A 12,924-nucleotide genomic window follows, 5' to 3' on the forward strand; every position below is an offset into this window, starting at 1 on the left:
TTTGATTTCATCAGACGCATCTGACCGCTGCTGGTCACAATCGCATCGTTCGTTTGCACAAAATTTTCAATCGATGACCAATCTTTCGGCGCGCTGAACCATCATGTGGTCACAACTTCGCACTCTAAATTCGGCAAGAATAATTGCCGAACAGGGACACTGCGATGGCCATGGCTCTCTCGATTCTCGCAGCGATGTTTGCTGCGGGATACTTCGCCGGATATGCAACGCGCGCCTGGCGGTCGCAACGGCGCCGCGCGCATTACCTGGCGAGCTGGCCGTATCAAGCGACGCCGTCGGGCGGCGTGGCGGCAAAATCCCCGACCAGCATGTTCGGCCATCCGCGTCGGGCGTTCTAGAGCGCAGGCCGTCTCGAGCGAAGACGCCGCGTGTCGCCCCTCTTGGTTCACTGGCATGACATTGGCAGGGCGGAGACGTCCGGTGGCGTTGCCGCGTGATCTTGCGGAACGCGATCGAAGAGCTAGATTACCAGTTTGTGGCGCTCACGGCATCGGCGGCGCCTCGATGTTCGGACCGGGCCCGCGGATCGCGCGAGAGTTGTCACAGCATGAATGATCCGACCAATAACCCGCCCAGGCGCTACGTCATGGACGGCTATGGACGCCGCGTGCTTGTCGGGCTGACCGTCGAGGAGACGTCAGAATTCGAGCGGCTGGAGGCAAGCCTCGCGCTGTTTCATGGCGAAGGCGCCGGTGGCGATCTGCCGGTGTCGGGCCCGGAACGACGCTGGCTCGAGCTTTATGGCAAGCACGACATGGCCTGGCTCAGATGGGTGGCCGATCGCCGCGCTGGCGGGGGCAGGAATTTACCGGTCTTTAACTAAGCCCGGGCGACGCTGAGACGCGCCGCCTGACCAGGCCCGGATCGGATTCGCCAACATGTTTCAGCTGTTTTTGCAGTCCCGTGCGCAAAATCTCGTCAGATCGCGGCTTGGCGGCGAGGGGTTCAAGGCGCGCTCCGCGGAACGCGACGCCGAGACCGACCGCAACAGGATCGCCTCGATCGTGACCGCCATCGACACCGCCCTGCAGGCGGCCGAGAGCGAGCAGGCCGGCCTCAGCGGCCGGGTCGAGGACGTGCTGGCCCGCGCCGCCGTCACCCTGGGCAACGGCACCGACGAATATCTCGAGCGCGAAGCCCTCGACAATTACCACCAGGACCTGTTCGACAAGGAGATTTCGAACGGCCAGCGCCGCCTCAAGGAGCTGGCGACCGAAATCTCCCACTTCAAGTTCATGAAAGCCGCGGTTCTGAGCCGGTTTCCGGATTTCAAGCCTTGAACCGGCTGCAAGGGCCGATTACCAGACAAGCATCTTGATATGCAGGGGCCGCCGGCCGCGGCCCGGTGCGCTTTTGGCGGTCGTCATTTACTTTTGCGGCCCATTTTTTGAGCCTGAGGGCTGGGGGCAGGCAGGCACATGGCGCTACAGGGCAATCTGCTGGTCACCGGCTGCGCCGGCTTCATCGGCTATCATCTGGCCGACCATTTGCTCCGGTCAGGGCAGCCGGTCATCGGCATCGATAATCTCAACGACTATTACGATCCCGCGCTGAAGCGCGCACGGCTCGATCGCCTGACTCAGAGCTCCGGCTTCACCTTTCACCAGGTCGACCTCGCCGATCGGGCGGCGATGCGAGAGCTGTTCGAGCGCGACCGGTTCGAAATCGTGGTGCATCTCGCCGCCCAGGCCGGCGTGCGCTATTCGCTGCAGAATCCGCACGCCTATGCAGATTCCAATCTGGAAGGCTTCTTGAACGTGCTCGAAGGCTGCCGGCACACCGCGTGTCGGCACCTGCTGTTCGCCTCGTCGTCCTCGGTCTACGGCGCCAACACCAGGCTGCCGTTCTCGGTGCACGACAATGTCGATCACCCGATCAGCCTCTATGCGGCGACCAAGAAGGCCAATGAGCTGCTGGCCCATTCCTACAGCCACCTCTATCGCCTGCCGACGACGGGCCTGCGCTTCTTCACCGTGTATGGGCCGTGGTACCGGCCGGACATGGCGCTCTATCTGTTCGCCGACGCCATCACCAGCGGGCGGCCGATCAACCTGTTCAACAACGGCAACATGCGGCGCGACTTCACCTATGTCGACGACGTCACCGAAGCGATGGTGCGGCTGATCGGCCACGCGCCGGCGGGCAATCCGGACTGGTCCGGCGATCATCCGGATCCGGGTTCGAGCAAGGCGCCCTGGCGCATCTACAATATCGGCAACAACAGGCCGGAAGAGCTGATGCATGTAGTGGCACTGCTCGAGCAGGGGCTGGGCAAGCAGGCCGCGAAGAACTTGATGCCGATGCAGCCGGGCGACGTGCTGGAGACGTTCGCCGACACCAGCGACCTTGCGCGCGAGATCGGGTTTCGGCCGCAGACCAGGATCGAGGACGGCGTGGCCAAATTCGTGGCGTGGTATCGGGCCTATCATCGGGTCTAAAGCGAAACCTGCCGGATCCGCCGCCGAGAGGCCGGAACCATCCCCGGCAGAGCGCGTTACCCCTGACCATGCGGATATTCCTTATCATCATGGGCTGCTGGGTTCTCGGCAGCTTTGGCATCGGCGCCCTGATGGTGTGGCGGCGAATTCCGCCGTCCGAATATCGGCGCCGGTTTCGCAACATACGTCTTCACGCCGTTCCGGTTCGCGTGTCGCATCTGCGCGTGGTCGGCCGCACGGCGACCCTGCCGCGAACCGACCGGTCCTGATCGCGCGCGACGGCGTAAGCCCACTCACATTGCTCACATGTCGCATTGCTCACATGGCGTTCGGACGCTTGGCGTCCGGATGATTTTTGCTATGGTCCGCCGATCGAATGCGGTTTCGCGATTGAGGAGCAGGCGACGTGTCCGTCAGAAACATTCAGGCAACGATGGGAATTGCGTTTGGGTTGGCGCTGGCCGCGCCGGCGTCGGCATGGGCTATTACGGCGGAAGTGGCGCGCGCCTGCGACGCTGCGGTGTCGAAGGCCTTCCCGCCGAAGCAGATCGGCAACCCCGCGGCCGGCAGCGCAAAGGGCTCCGCCAAGGAACAGCGCGAATACTTCAAGAAGTGCGTCGACAACAACGGCAAGGTGGACGATCCGCCGGCGGCGGACAGCAAGCCTGCGGACGCCAAGCCAAGCAAATGACGCTTTGCTCATCGCCCTTTGGGCGGCGGGCACGGCGAGTAGAACGCGCCGTTGGTGGCGTTGAAGCGCTCGACGCATTGATCGGGATCGGTGACCTGGCCGGCCACCGTGAAGTCGTAGCCAATACCCCTGACCACGACGACGTAGCGCCCCGGCGTCAGCGCGAAGCCGTCCTGCTCGGCTTGCAGCAGCACCATCCGCGGCTGATCCTCGACCGGTCCGACCTTGTAGGCGAACGACATGCTCCTGATCACCCAAGAGTCGCCTGCATTGACCATCGCCGCTTTGCCCGAAGCGTCGATGCCCATCGCGCGCGACACTCTGGCGACGACGCGGACCTCGGCCGTGCTGGAATCGAGGGCGCCATCGGGCCTGAACACGATGAACTTGACGTCGCCATTGCTCACCGTGGTCGCACTCGGCGTATTTATGGCGGCCGAAATTGCGACACGGCGGTCCGGCACCTTGCCGGGCACCGGCTTCAGCTCCTGCAACTCGCCATCGGACAGCGCGTAGACGCCGAAGGTGACCGGTAACGGCATCGAGGGTTGCGCGGGTTGCGGCGCCGGCTGAGGCTCGGCGGCCTGGCGCTCGGGCGGCGGGGCTGCCGGAGCCTGAGTGGATTGCGCGACGGGTGGTGAGCGCTGTGACAGCGCGGCGAACTGTGTTCTGATGCGTGGCCAAAAGACTGCGGCGGCGCCGATGATTGCAACCAGCAGGAGCACGGCGGCCAATCGCATGACGACTGTGAGGGCTCCGCTGCGTTTCGCCCGGTCGGCCGGCGTGCCGGCCCGGCCGATCTCCGCTTCGATCTTGCGCAGCAGGGATGCGCGATTGCCCGGCTCGGACGTCGCGGCCGGCGGGAGAGCGGGCGGCGCAGCCGCGGCTTCCTGCGCCAACGTTTCCTCGACCGCCTCGACGGCGCGATCGAAGGCGCCCAGGATCTCGCGCGCGCGGCCGGCGTCGTCATGGGTGAATTGCTCGAGCAGCTTGATCCGTGCCAGCTCGTAGACCATCTCCCGCATCTGCGCCGGGTTGCGCGAGATCGACTGGACCCGGCCCGCCAGAATGCGCACGAACCCGGCCGCCATGGCTTCGGTTGCCGCGTCCGCATCAGCCGTCTTGCTGGTCTCGCTCATCGGAGCCGATCACCTAACCCGGAAAGCGCTGCTTCGCCAGAAATTTGCACGCGTTACAGGGACATACCGACGCAGCATCCTCGGGAAGCTACGGCAACGGGCTTGCTTTTGCGGAAAAACCTGCAACATTCCGGCGAAATTTCTTAAGGGGTGTCCGACCATGCGCGGCCTCGTCACGGCTCTCTTCGTTTCGGCGTTCCTCATGCAGCCCGCGCTGGCGCAGGGCATCAAGGATCCGGCCAACTTTCCGGTGACCCAGAGCACCAAGAAGACGACGACCCAAACCACGCAGACCGCGTCGCGGCCGACGGCGATCCGGAACCTGTCCGGGACCGGCGTCACCGCTCAGGGCGTTTGGAAAGACGGCAAGCTGACCGCCGTGCCGCGCTAGCACGCGATCGGATCGCTCACGCGCGATGGGGATCGCTGAAGCGCGATGGGGATCGCTGACGCGCGACGGGGATCGCGAGCCCGCGATCGGGAACAGCGGCGCGGCGTTCGGCGTTGGTGCGCGAGAGGGTTTTGCGATGAAGCGCTTTGCTGCGATATATCTGGCTCTGACCGTGATTGCACTGACGATCCCTGCCGGCGCCCGGGCGCAAGGGGTCAATGATCCCTCGACACCGAACCACAACGTGATCATCGTCAATCCGTCGCAGCCGGCACGGCCCAATGCGACCCGCAATATTCCGACCGGGATCCAGGCACCTCCCGTCGTTCGCGGCCGCGCCCGGGTCTATCACGGCCCCCGCACGCGGGGCAGCGGCACGGGCCGGCGGTAACGCCGTCTGGGACAGGTTCGATCCAGGGCGCCATGACGCTGCATCCGACCGAGAGAGGTCTGTCCGTCCGCCTGAGCCGGATGCGGCTAGCGTTGCTGGCCATTGCTGTCGGTCTTGCCGTCGTCCTTGCCGTTTTGCCTGCAACGAGCATCGCCGCCGAGCAGGACGAGCCGGGCGCTACGGCTGGCGAGGCGCCCAATACCGACGCGCCGGAGCCCTCACGCGATCAATGGCGGCAACGGATCGATGCGGCGAGGCAGCGCGCCAAGGAGGTCGCCAGGGAGCGTCGGGAGAATCCGCAGGCCTATTTGCCTGTTCCGGAAGACCCGGACCTCGCCGCAAACCGGCGCATTCTCAATGACGACAGCCTGCACCCCGGCGATATCGTCACGACGTCGCAGGGGATGTTCATCTACCAGGGACGGCCGGACCAGCCGCGCAGCCCGGAGGATTTTGTGCCCGTCAATCCGAAGCCAGGCCGCTGAGACGCGTCAGTAACGCTGCAAAGTGGCGTTGAATTTCGGATCGATCGATCGCGTCGCATCCAGCAGCAGCGCCTTTCCTGCTGCCGTTGCCTTGACGTAGACGCCGATCAGCGGCGCCTGGAAATGAGACCCGTTGGCAAGCGTCGCGCGGACGTCGGACTGCGCCAGCAGCTTGACCTCCTCGTCGAGGGCGGCCGGCGTCGACGTGACGGCTTGCAGCCGGGCCAATGCGACCTCTACCGGCACCGTGCCGGTCAAATAGGACATCTTCAGCGCCGGGGCGACAGCGGCGCTCGATCCGGTCCTGAGCTGGCCCAGCGCGAGCCAGAGCGCGGGCCTGATCGGGGAGATGTCGAGCGCGGCGACCACGGCGTCCTGGGCGTTCGTGTTGTCTTCGGCGTTGCCGGGCGTACCGAGCGGCTTCGCTGCCTTCACGGCGGCGGCGTCGGCGAGCAAATCGCCATTGAGCGACAGGCGCGCTGCCAACCCGGCCGAGGGCGCGCCGGGTGCAGGCGAACGGCCAAGGAACAGATCGCTTGCATGAAATGCTGGCTGCGCGAGGTCGCCGACGAAGCTCAATCCGGCGTAGGTCGCAAGCGCGACTGCGACGCAGGCGCCGAGCGCGCGAAGCAAGGTCAGCTGCTGCATGGTGAAAACTCGATGATTGCCGAAGCGCAGAAAAATTGGCCGCCTAAATCGCCAGCAGACTATCACCCTGGATCGTCAGCAGGGTCAAGTTGCCGGTCGCATAGGCTCCGGTGTCGATGTTGATCCGGTTGGGACGGATGTCGGGGGTGGGGACCGGCGTGTGGCCGTGGACGATGTACTTGCCGAACCGTTCCTCCGACTCGAGGAATTCGTCACGGATCCAGAGCATGTCCTCGTCGCGCTGGCGGTCGAGCGGCACGCCCGGCTTGATGCCGGCATGGACGAAGAAGTAGTCGCCGCAGGTGAAGCTCGACGGCAGCTGCTGCAGGAACGCCAGATGCTCGGGCGGGATCACCTGCTTCAGCCGATCGATCAGCTCGACCTGCTGTTCGGCCGAGGGATTCATCGTCGGCGTGATGCCGTAGGAGACGAGCGTCAGCAGGCCGCCATAGTGCCGCCACTCCTGCAGCCGGGCCGGATCGTTGAGGACCTCGAGCAGGAACACCTCGTGATTGCCCTTCAGGCAGACCGTCTCGTGCGTCTGCGAACGATCGATCAGCAGGTCGAGCACCGCGCGGGAGTCCGGTCCGCGATCGACATAGTCGCCGAGGAAGACCTGGATCGCGCGCTCCGGCGCCGAGCGCGCGAGGTCGGCATCGATCACCGTTAACAGCGATTGAAGAAGATCGGCCCGGCCATGCACGTCGCCGATCGCGTAGACCCGAAGACCGTCGGGAAGCCGCGGTCTTGGTTTCTTACGGAAACGTCTGGAAAGGCCCATATTGCCGATTGAATCCTGGCGAATCTGGATGCTGCCAGATCATCCCTCGCTGGTAACAGAACAAGCTCTGCAACGGTATTGTTAATTGTTTGCCAAAGAGATGATTTGACTTTGATTCAATGACGCCCTGGCCGGTGAGCGTGATCTCAACGCGCGCTTTGTAGGTTTCCCCCAACAAGAACGGGGGAGCGCAAAATGCGCAAAGTTGCAAAATTCGTCGCAGGATCGTTGGCGATCGCCGCGGCGGTATTGGGGATCGGTGTCACGCCGGGCGCGAAGGCTGCATTCGTCGGCGCGCCGATGGGCCTGCGCGGTGCCATCCAGTACATCAAGTTCGATCAGCCGACGCTGCCGCCGATGGCGTTCACGATGTTCTGCCTGAAATATGAAGGCGAGTGCAGGCCGCACCGGATGATGTTCAGGGGCGGTCGCCTGAAATTGACCGACGAACGGATGGCGCAGCTGCAGGAAGTCAACGCGCTGGTCAACCGCGCGATCCGTCCCGAGCCCAACCTGGAAGGCCTGCGCGGCGAGAAGTGGCTGCTGCATCCGGTGAGCGGTGACTGCAACGACTATGCCGTGACAAAACGTCACGACCTGATCGCCAAGGGCTGGCCGGCCCATTCGCTGCTGCTGAGCGAGGTCGTCACCACCTGGGGCGAGCATCACCTCGTGGTCGTGGTGCGGACCTTCTCTGGCGACCTCGTGCTGGACAATCTCTCCGGCCACATCTCGCCGTGGTCGAAGAAGCCGTATCGCTGGGTCCGCATCCAGACCCCGAAGAACCCGAACTACTGGGCGGCGCTGGGCGACCGCACGGTCTGACAATGTCGGTTGGCGTCTCCTCGTCCGGCTGGAGCCTGTGACGGGGAGCATGGCCGAACGCAAATCACTTCAGATCATGTCATCTCGGCTGGCCGCAGCGCTCCGCTCCGAGATCCTGCGCTCGGATGACCAGTCGATCTGAGGCGTTCGCCGGCGCTCGCGGTCAAGTCCGAACGCGATCTTCAATCGCGTTCGTGCGAGATCGAGGGCAACACCCGCAACACCGATGAGCACCAGGACCGAGTAGATCGCGGTCCTCACTACGAGGGGCATCCGGTTCAAGGTTGTTCGATCATGCATCGTGCCGGCCAGCAAAGCTGACGGGCTTGAACGTGCCGTTAAGGAATTCATCACCGCGCGTTATGAGGGTATCAGTCCTCTCCGGTCAGCGATCGCGCGATGTTCGTGACGTTTTGTTTCGCTGGATGGCCGACACGGCTTCCGCATTGACTGCGGCCGGCGCGTGATAGCTTCATGGCTCCCATGATGCTGCCGGCCGGGGGACATGCTGCATGGACGGGAAGATCGTTGCTTTAGGAATTTGCATTGCTGCGTTTGGCGCGATTGGGCGCGCCCCGGCGGGAGAGTGCCTGTCCCGCCCCAGACTGGCTCAGTTGAATTCCGATACCGTCCATTGGACCATCGAGGTGGCGCGCTGGGCCGAGTGTCTTCAGGGCCTCCGCGGCAAAACGATGCTGATCGATCAGGTGCGGATCGTCGATCCGCCGAAGGCAGGCACGCTCACGCTGTCTGGACCATCGTTCCGCTACACGGCGCCGGCGACCGATGCTGCCGACAGCTTCAGGCTGGAAATCACCGGCGAAAATCGCAAGGTGCGCGGCACGTCCGTCATCGAGGTCGACGTCGTGCCGCGCTAGGAGCCGATCTGTCTAGCGTTGCGACTTCTTGTCGGACCCCATGCCGGGGCTGGTGCCGAAGTTCGGGGTCCCTGTCCCCTTCATGGCGCCGCCCATCGGGTCAGGTTTTGAACCGCCGGTGCCGCGCGACGTCTGCGATTGCGTCGATTGGTTGTCCTTGGTGCCCTGGCACCAGGACGGAGAGCTGTAAGCGACCGCGGCCGCTGCGGCGATGACAAGAGCAAGCTTAGTCATGAAGTCCCTCATGTTCGAACACGCTTTTATTTTGAGCATGATCTTCTCGGAAAACCACTTCGCACTTTCCCGGATCAGGCTCATCGTCCGGATTGGCCGACGCTTTGCGACAGCCCGAGTCCGATGATTGCCGCAAGGCAGATCACCGCTCCCGGCCGCAGCAAGCCTGGACCGGCGAATGCCTCGACCATTGCAAAGCAGAGGCATCCGGCTGACGCCGCGGGAAAGAACGAGTCACGACCACGTTGTAACGCGCCGAAGAACAAACGGATCAGCAGCGCAGCCGCAACGATAATCGCGGCCGCGAGACCGATCCAGCCGGTATCGGCAAAAATGCCGACGGCAGCGCAGGGCGCGGTGAGGAGCGCGGCGGCGTCGCTTTGATAGATCTGGCCGACGGCCGCAAAACTGCCGGCGCCCGCGCCGAGCCACCTCGTATCGGCCAGCATGCGCTCCAGCGCGGCCGTGGTCTCGGCCGGCAGTGGCGGGACAAGCCGCAACAGCGTCAGGCCGGTGCTCTTCTCGAACACGAACGCCAGCACGATGCCGGCGCCGACCAGGGCAGCGACCGATAGAGCGGTAGCGGCGATCGTCGACAGATCGAGCCTGCGGATGACGAGGATGAGCAGCAGCAGCACCATGCCGAAGGTCGCGGCGACCGCGCTGTTGGTGCTGGCGAAGCCAAAGATCGCAACCGCACTGATCAGGACGCCGGCAAGGCCGGCGAGGCCGATCGCGACCGAGCGCGACAGCGCGTGATGGGTCTCGGCCCGCTCGGCGGCGAGCTGCATCACCGCGAGATTGAGCACCAGGCCGAACCCGGCCAGGGCAGGGGCGCCATCGACCGTTTCGGCGCTGACCAGCCCCGGCACCGAGCGGTGCAGGTCCAGCGCCAAGGCCGACACCGCGGTTACGCCGGCGAGGACGAACAGGATCAGCTCGGCGCGGCTGCGATCGCGGGCGACCACGATCGCGACGCCGATTAGCGCGATGGCTGATAGCTCCAAGACCAGCGCGCCCAGCGTCAGGCCGAGATCGGCCGTGACATAGCCGGTCGGCAGGCCGCCCAGGGCGTCATGGGCGCTGCTCCAGATCGGGTGCGCCAGCGGAAGCCATATTGGGACCAGTTGGACCGCGATCAGTGTGGGAATGACGAACAGGGCCCAGCGCACCCAGGCTGACGCGCGTAGATAGTGATCGTAGTCGGCCTTGCGGGCGGAGAGCGAGGCCGCCAGCAGGCTCAACGCCGCGGCCATCGTCCCGAGCTGCGCGCCGAATCTGGCGCCGGCAATGTCGAGATTGGAAGCAGAAACGATGGAAACGATGAGGGCAAAATAAGCGAGGGACAAACGGCGCGCTCGAGGCAATGTCTGGGACCAGCGCGGGCCACCATACAAGCCGTCAGTCGGTTTTCAAGCAGGGGCGCATCACAAGACGCGGATGCACGCGCTTTAGCGTCGCGACAAGCGCGAAGCGTTTGCGTGGGGGTCAGCGCGCGGTCTTCGCGGCCTTGAAGGGACGGGGCAAGACGCGTGTCGCACGGGCGGCGGCAAGCCAATAGCGCACCGCCGATCCGAAGAGGTAGCCCGCTTGCAGCACCAGGGCGCCGAGCACGAGATCCTTCAACGCATCGAGAAAGCTGAGGTTGGCGATCAGCCCGGCCGGGATCGCAATCAGCGCCATGACAAAGGTCAGCGGCAGCAGCACCAGCACCTGGAAGCGCTGGCCCAGCACGGCTCCGACGAGAAAGGTCAAAATCAAAATCGCGGTCATTCCAAAGCACTCCAGTGCTTCGGAGAGTGCCGTTTGTGGCCTTAAAACGGCATTAAGTTGAGGACAGTGATTTTATCCTTTGCGGCTAATTTTACAGGCTGCAGCTGGCGAGCAGCGAATTATAGGCTTCGCGGAGCCCGTTCAGCGCGACCATCCCTTTGATCTCGCTGTCGTTTTCTTTCACGCTGATCGCGAGCGAGGGCGTGGTTTGCCATTTTGCCGCAGCAAAGGCCGACACCTCGTCGGGCAACAGCACGGCTACGCCTGCTCCGGCCATGCTGGCCTCGAACGTCAGGCTGCCGCCGCCCGCCGAGGCAATCGTCACCTGGGGATGGCTGCGTGGCGGGAACGGGCGGATCAGGGCCACCAGCACGTCGACCTTGCCCTTCGGTGCGCAGCGCACGATCAGGCCGGCAAAGTCCGGGTCGGACTGGGCGGTGTCGGCGGTCTTCATGATGGCGGCTAAGGTCTCGCCCTCCTTGGCGCCCTGGGTCCGGGTGAACTTCCAGGCGGAGGAGGGGGCGGCCGTCTGGACGATGCAGGACGACCGCGACAGATCGCCTGCGCACGACCGGTCGGCGGGAGCCGCAACGAGATGGCTGGAGACCAGTCCAGCGAGAGCAACAGCCAAAGTCGGCACGTTCGAAGGCTCCTTGGATCGCGAGAATGGCTTCTTACCAACGACAGTGCGCGGAATGAGATCAGGCGCGCCGTGGGGGGGATGTCTACCTACAATCAATTTGCACTCAGAAGCGGCAAAGAAAGTACATCGTTTAGTCATAAACAATTGGTCGGGCTGCGAAAGAGTCACCGCCACGCAACACTGTCGGACTCATTGCGCCGTTAACCACCCTGTTCCGGCCTGGAACCCTTGCCGCACCGCCCTCGACGCCGTACCAATTTCCCCAATTGGGGATTTCTGGGGCGCGATTCATGCATTCCTTTGCCAAGACCTTTGTATTTCGGCCGGTATTTCTGGCCGCCGCGCTGGCCCTCGGGGCCTGCTCGACCAATCCTGGTTCGGGACCGCTGACCGACGACGTGCTGTCGCAGCAGACGGCCAACGGTCCGCAGTTTGAGCTCATTCCGATCAACAACGCGACGGTGAAGATCCTTCACACGCACGAGCCGCAGGGGCTCGCGGGTGCCTTCACCGACCAGCGGCCGCCGGCGAGCATCGTGTTCGGCATCGGCGACGTGGTCAGCGTCACGATCTTCGAAGCCGCCGCGGGCGGTCTGTTCATCCCGGCGGAAGCCGGCGTCCGTCCGGGCAACTACGTGACGATCCCGGACCAGACTGTCGACAATGACGGCTTCATCACGGTACCTTATGCCGGCCAGATCAAGGCCGATGGCAAGACCGCCGTCGATATCCAGCGCGCGATCGTCGAGAAGATCGCCAACCGCGCCATCGAGCCGCAGGCGGTGGTCTCGATGTCGTCGCAGCGCACCCAGCTGATCAGCGTGCAGGGTGAAGTCAACGCGCCGGCGCGTTATCCGGCGAGCGCCGCGGGTGCCAAGGATCGCGTGCTCGATGCCATCACCCGTGCCGGCGGCATCAAGGGCCAGGGCTTCGAGACCTGGGTCATGCTCGAGCGCAAGGGCAAGCGGGCGACCGTGCCGTTCGAAAATCTCGTGATGGCGCCCGAGAACAACATCTATGTGCGGCCCGACGACAGCATCTATGTCTATCGCGAGCAGCAGAAGTTCATGGCGTTCGGCGCCAGCGGCCAGAGCGGCGAGTTCAATTTCGATGCCTGGCGAATCAATCTGAGCGAAGCTGTCGGCAAGGCCGGTGGTCTGCTCGACGCCCAAGCCGATCCGGCCGCCGTGTTCATGTATCGCCGCGAGCCGCGTGACGTCGCCCAACAGCTCGGCATCGACGTCAGCAAGTACACGTCCGACACCATTCCGGTGATCTTCAGCGTGAACCTGCGCGATCCCGGCGGCTTCTTCCTGGCCACAAAGGTCATGATGAAGAACCAGGACATCATCTACGTCTCGAACTCGCGCAACGTCGAAGTCACCAAGTTCCTGACTTACCTCCGGGTGATCATGGGTACGGGCAGCGATGCGGTGAACCTCGCCAACGACTCGCTGATCTTCCGCAACAACATCAAGCTCGCGCCGTAAGGTTAAGGCGCGAAGGCTGCGAGACAGATGGCACCGGGCTTTGTCCCGGTGCCATTTTCGTTTAGATGCAATCCTTCGCTTGGATCGAGGTCATTT

The 12,924-nt window shown here is 64.0% G+C and carries 17 protein-coding genes; 10 read left to right on the top strand and 7 right to left on the bottom strand.

Annotated elements, in window-relative coordinates:
• Nucleotides 1-568 precede the first annotated feature (568 nt).
• The 4 genes from IC762_RS12670 (at nucleotide 569) to IC762_RS12685 (ending at nucleotide 3,150) form a co-directional block, all read left to right on the top strand.
• Nucleotides 569-844, top strand: a complete 276-nt coding sequence (locus IC762_RS12670) for a hypothetical protein (RefSeq protein WP_195789123.1) — start codon at nucleotides 569-571, stop codon at nucleotides 842-844.
• A gap of 55 nt (nucleotides 845-899) precedes the next feature.
• Nucleotides 900-1,301 carry a hypothetical protein gene (locus IC762_RS12675; RefSeq protein ID WP_195789124.1) on the top strand — a complete coding sequence of 134 codons (402 nt, stop codon included), beginning with the start codon at nucleotides 900-902 and terminating at the stop codon, nucleotides 1,299-1,301.
• 138 nt (nucleotides 1,302-1,439) lie between these two features.
• Nucleotides 1,440-2,459, top strand: coding sequence for an NAD-dependent epimerase (locus IC762_RS12680; RefSeq protein WP_195789125.1), 1,020 nt, complete (start codon nucleotides 1,440-1,442; stop codon nucleotides 2,457-2,459).
• 451 nt (nucleotides 2,460-2,910) lie between these two features.
• Nucleotides 2,911-3,150, top strand: a complete 240-nt coding sequence (locus IC762_RS12685) for a hypothetical protein (protein ID WP_246801527.1) — start codon at nucleotides 2,911-2,913, stop codon at nucleotides 3,148-3,150.
• 8 nt (nucleotides 3,151-3,158) lie between these two features.
• On the opposite strand, the gene IC762_RS12690 is transcribed toward IC762_RS12685, so the two are convergent.
• Nucleotides 3,159-4,289: a hypothetical protein gene (locus IC762_RS12690; RefSeq protein ID WP_195789126.1), complete on the bottom strand. Its 1,131-nt coding sequence runs from the start codon at nucleotides 4,287-4,289 to the stop codon at nucleotides 3,159-3,161.
• 160 nt (nucleotides 4,290-4,449) lie between these two features.
• Here IC762_RS12690 and IC762_RS12695 point away from each other — a divergent pair, with 160 nt between their 5' ends.
• From IC762_RS12695 to IC762_RS12705, 3 genes are all read left to right on the top strand, one after another.
• Nucleotides 4,450-4,680, top strand: coding sequence for a hypothetical protein (locus IC762_RS12695; RefSeq protein WP_195789127.1), 231 nt, complete (start codon nucleotides 4,450-4,452; stop codon nucleotides 4,678-4,680).
• A 136-nt stretch (nucleotides 4,681-4,816) separates the two neighbouring features.
• On the top strand, nucleotides 4,817-5,071 hold the full coding sequence (locus IC762_RS12700) for a hypothetical protein (RefSeq protein WP_195789128.1): 255 nt from the start codon (nucleotides 4,817-4,819) through the stop codon (nucleotides 5,069-5,071).
• Between the two features lie 32 nt (nucleotides 5,072-5,103).
• Entirely contained in the window at nucleotides 5,104-5,556 is a 453-nt protein-coding gene (locus IC762_RS12705; RefSeq protein ID WP_246801529.1) for a hypothetical protein, read from the top strand.
• A 6-nt stretch (nucleotides 5,557-5,562) separates the two neighbouring features.
• Here the strand turns inward: IC762_RS12705 and IC762_RS12710 are convergent, their stop codons facing one another.
• Entirely contained in the window at nucleotides 5,563-6,204 is a 642-nt protein-coding gene (locus tag IC762_RS12710; RefSeq protein WP_195789129.1) for a hypothetical protein, read from the bottom strand.
• A 43-nt stretch (nucleotides 6,205-6,247) separates the two neighbouring features.
• Complete coding sequence (locus IC762_RS12715; protein WP_195789130.1) at nucleotides 6,248-6,985, bottom strand: metallophosphoesterase family protein; 738 nt, start codon at nucleotides 6,983-6,985, stop codon at nucleotides 6,248-6,250.
• A gap of 195 nt (nucleotides 6,986-7,180) precedes the next feature.
• Here IC762_RS12715 and IC762_RS12720 point away from each other — a divergent pair, with 195 nt between their 5' ends.
• Nucleotides 7,181-7,810: a transglutaminase-like cysteine peptidase gene (locus IC762_RS12720; protein WP_195789131.1), complete on the top strand. Its 630-nt coding sequence runs from the start codon at nucleotides 7,181-7,183 to the stop codon at nucleotides 7,808-7,810.
• A 512-nt stretch (nucleotides 7,811-8,322) separates the two neighbouring features.
• Complete coding sequence (locus IC762_RS12725; protein WP_195789132.1) at nucleotides 8,323-8,688, top strand: hypothetical protein; 366 nt, start codon at nucleotides 8,323-8,325, stop codon at nucleotides 8,686-8,688.
• 12 nt (nucleotides 8,689-8,700) lie between these two features.
• On the opposite strand, the gene IC762_RS12730 is transcribed toward IC762_RS12725, so the two are convergent.
• From IC762_RS12730 to IC762_RS12745, 4 genes are all read right to left on the bottom strand, one after another.
• Nucleotides 8,701-8,922 carry a hypothetical protein gene (locus IC762_RS12730; RefSeq protein ID WP_195789133.1) on the bottom strand — a complete coding sequence of 74 codons (222 nt, stop codon included), beginning with the start codon at nucleotides 8,920-8,922 and terminating at the stop codon, nucleotides 8,701-8,703.
• An 80-nt stretch (nucleotides 8,923-9,002) separates the two neighbouring features.
• Nucleotides 9,003-10,271 (bottom strand): hypothetical protein, encoded by a 1,269-nt coding sequence (locus IC762_RS12735; RefSeq protein ID WP_195789134.1) that lies wholly within the window; start codon nucleotides 10,269-10,271, stop codon nucleotides 9,003-9,005.
• 139 nt (nucleotides 10,272-10,410) lie between these two features.
• Complete coding sequence (locus IC762_RS12740) at nucleotides 10,411-10,695, bottom strand: hypothetical protein (RefSeq protein ID WP_195789135.1); 285 nt, start codon at nucleotides 10,693-10,695, stop codon at nucleotides 10,411-10,413.
• Between the two features lie 91 nt (nucleotides 10,696-10,786).
• The gene (locus tag IC762_RS12745; RefSeq protein WP_246801531.1) at nucleotides 10,787-11,335 is read right to left on the bottom strand and encodes a hypothetical protein; all 549 of its coding nucleotides are present in this window, start codon (nucleotides 11,333-11,335) and stop codon (nucleotides 10,787-10,789) included.
• 293 nt (nucleotides 11,336-11,628) lie between these two features.
• On the opposite strand from IC762_RS12745, the gene IC762_RS12750 reads away from it, so the two are divergent.
• Nucleotides 11,629-12,828 (top strand): polysaccharide biosynthesis/export family protein, encoded by a 1,200-nt coding sequence (locus IC762_RS12750; protein ID WP_195789136.1) that lies wholly within the window; start codon nucleotides 11,629-11,631, stop codon nucleotides 12,826-12,828.
• Nucleotides 12,829-12,924 lie beyond the last annotated feature (96 nt).

Source organism: Bradyrhizobium genosp. L, assembly GCF_015624485.1.
Classification (GTDB): Bacteria; Pseudomonadota; Alphaproteobacteria; order Rhizobiales; family Xanthobacteraceae; genus Bradyrhizobium.

Excerpts from the sequence above, each read along its gene's own strand:
- IC762_RS12690 (WP_195789126.1), bottom strand. The coding sequence starts at position 4,289 with ATGAGCGAGACCAGCAAGACGGCTGATGCGGACGCGGCAACCGAAGCC.
- IC762_RS12740 (WP_195789135.1), bottom strand. The coding sequence starts at position 10,695 with ATGACCGCGATTTTGATTTTGACCTTTCTCGTCGGAGCCGTGCTGGGC.
- IC762_RS12715 (WP_195789130.1), bottom strand. The coding sequence starts at position 6,985 with ATGGGCCTTTCCAGACGTTTCCGTAAGAAACCAAGACCGCGGCTTCCC.
- IC762_RS12705 (WP_246801529.1), top strand. The coding sequence starts at position 5,104 with ATGACGCTGCATCCGACCGAGAGAGGTCTGTCCGTCCGCCTGAGCCGG.
- IC762_RS12700 (WP_195789128.1), top strand. The coding sequence starts at position 4,817 with ATGAAGCGCTTTGCTGCGATATATCTGGCTCTGACCGTGATTGCACTG.
- IC762_RS12720 (WP_195789131.1), top strand. The coding sequence starts at position 7,181 with ATGCGCAAAGTTGCAAAATTCGTCGCAGGATCGTTGGCGATCGCCGCG.
- IC762_RS12710 (WP_195789129.1), bottom strand. The coding sequence starts at position 6,204 with ATGCAGCAGCTGACCTTGCTTCGCGCGCTCGGCGCCTGCGTCGCAGTC.
- IC762_RS12730 (WP_195789133.1), bottom strand. The coding sequence starts at position 8,922 with ATGACTAAGCTTGCTCTTGTCATCGCCGCAGCGGCCGCGGTCGCTTAC.
- IC762_RS12675 (WP_195789124.1), top strand. The coding sequence starts at position 900 with ATGTTTCAGCTGTTTTTGCAGTCCCGTGCGCAAAATCTCGTCAGATCG.
- IC762_RS12750 (WP_195789136.1), top strand. The coding sequence starts at position 11,629 with ATGCATTCCTTTGCCAAGACCTTTGTATTTCGGCCGGTATTTCTGGCC.
- IC762_RS12695 (WP_195789127.1), top strand. The coding sequence starts at position 4,450 with ATGCGCGGCCTCGTCACGGCTCTCTTCGTTTCGGCGTTCCTCATGCAG.
- IC762_RS12670 (WP_195789123.1), top strand. The coding sequence starts at position 569 with ATGAATGATCCGACCAATAACCCGCCCAGGCGCTACGTCATGGACGGC.
- IC762_RS12680 (WP_195789125.1), top strand. The coding sequence starts at position 1,440 with ATGGCGCTACAGGGCAATCTGCTGGTCACCGGCTGCGCCGGCTTCATC.
- IC762_RS12725 (WP_195789132.1), top strand. The coding sequence starts at position 8,323 with ATGGACGGGAAGATCGTTGCTTTAGGAATTTGCATTGCTGCGTTTGGC.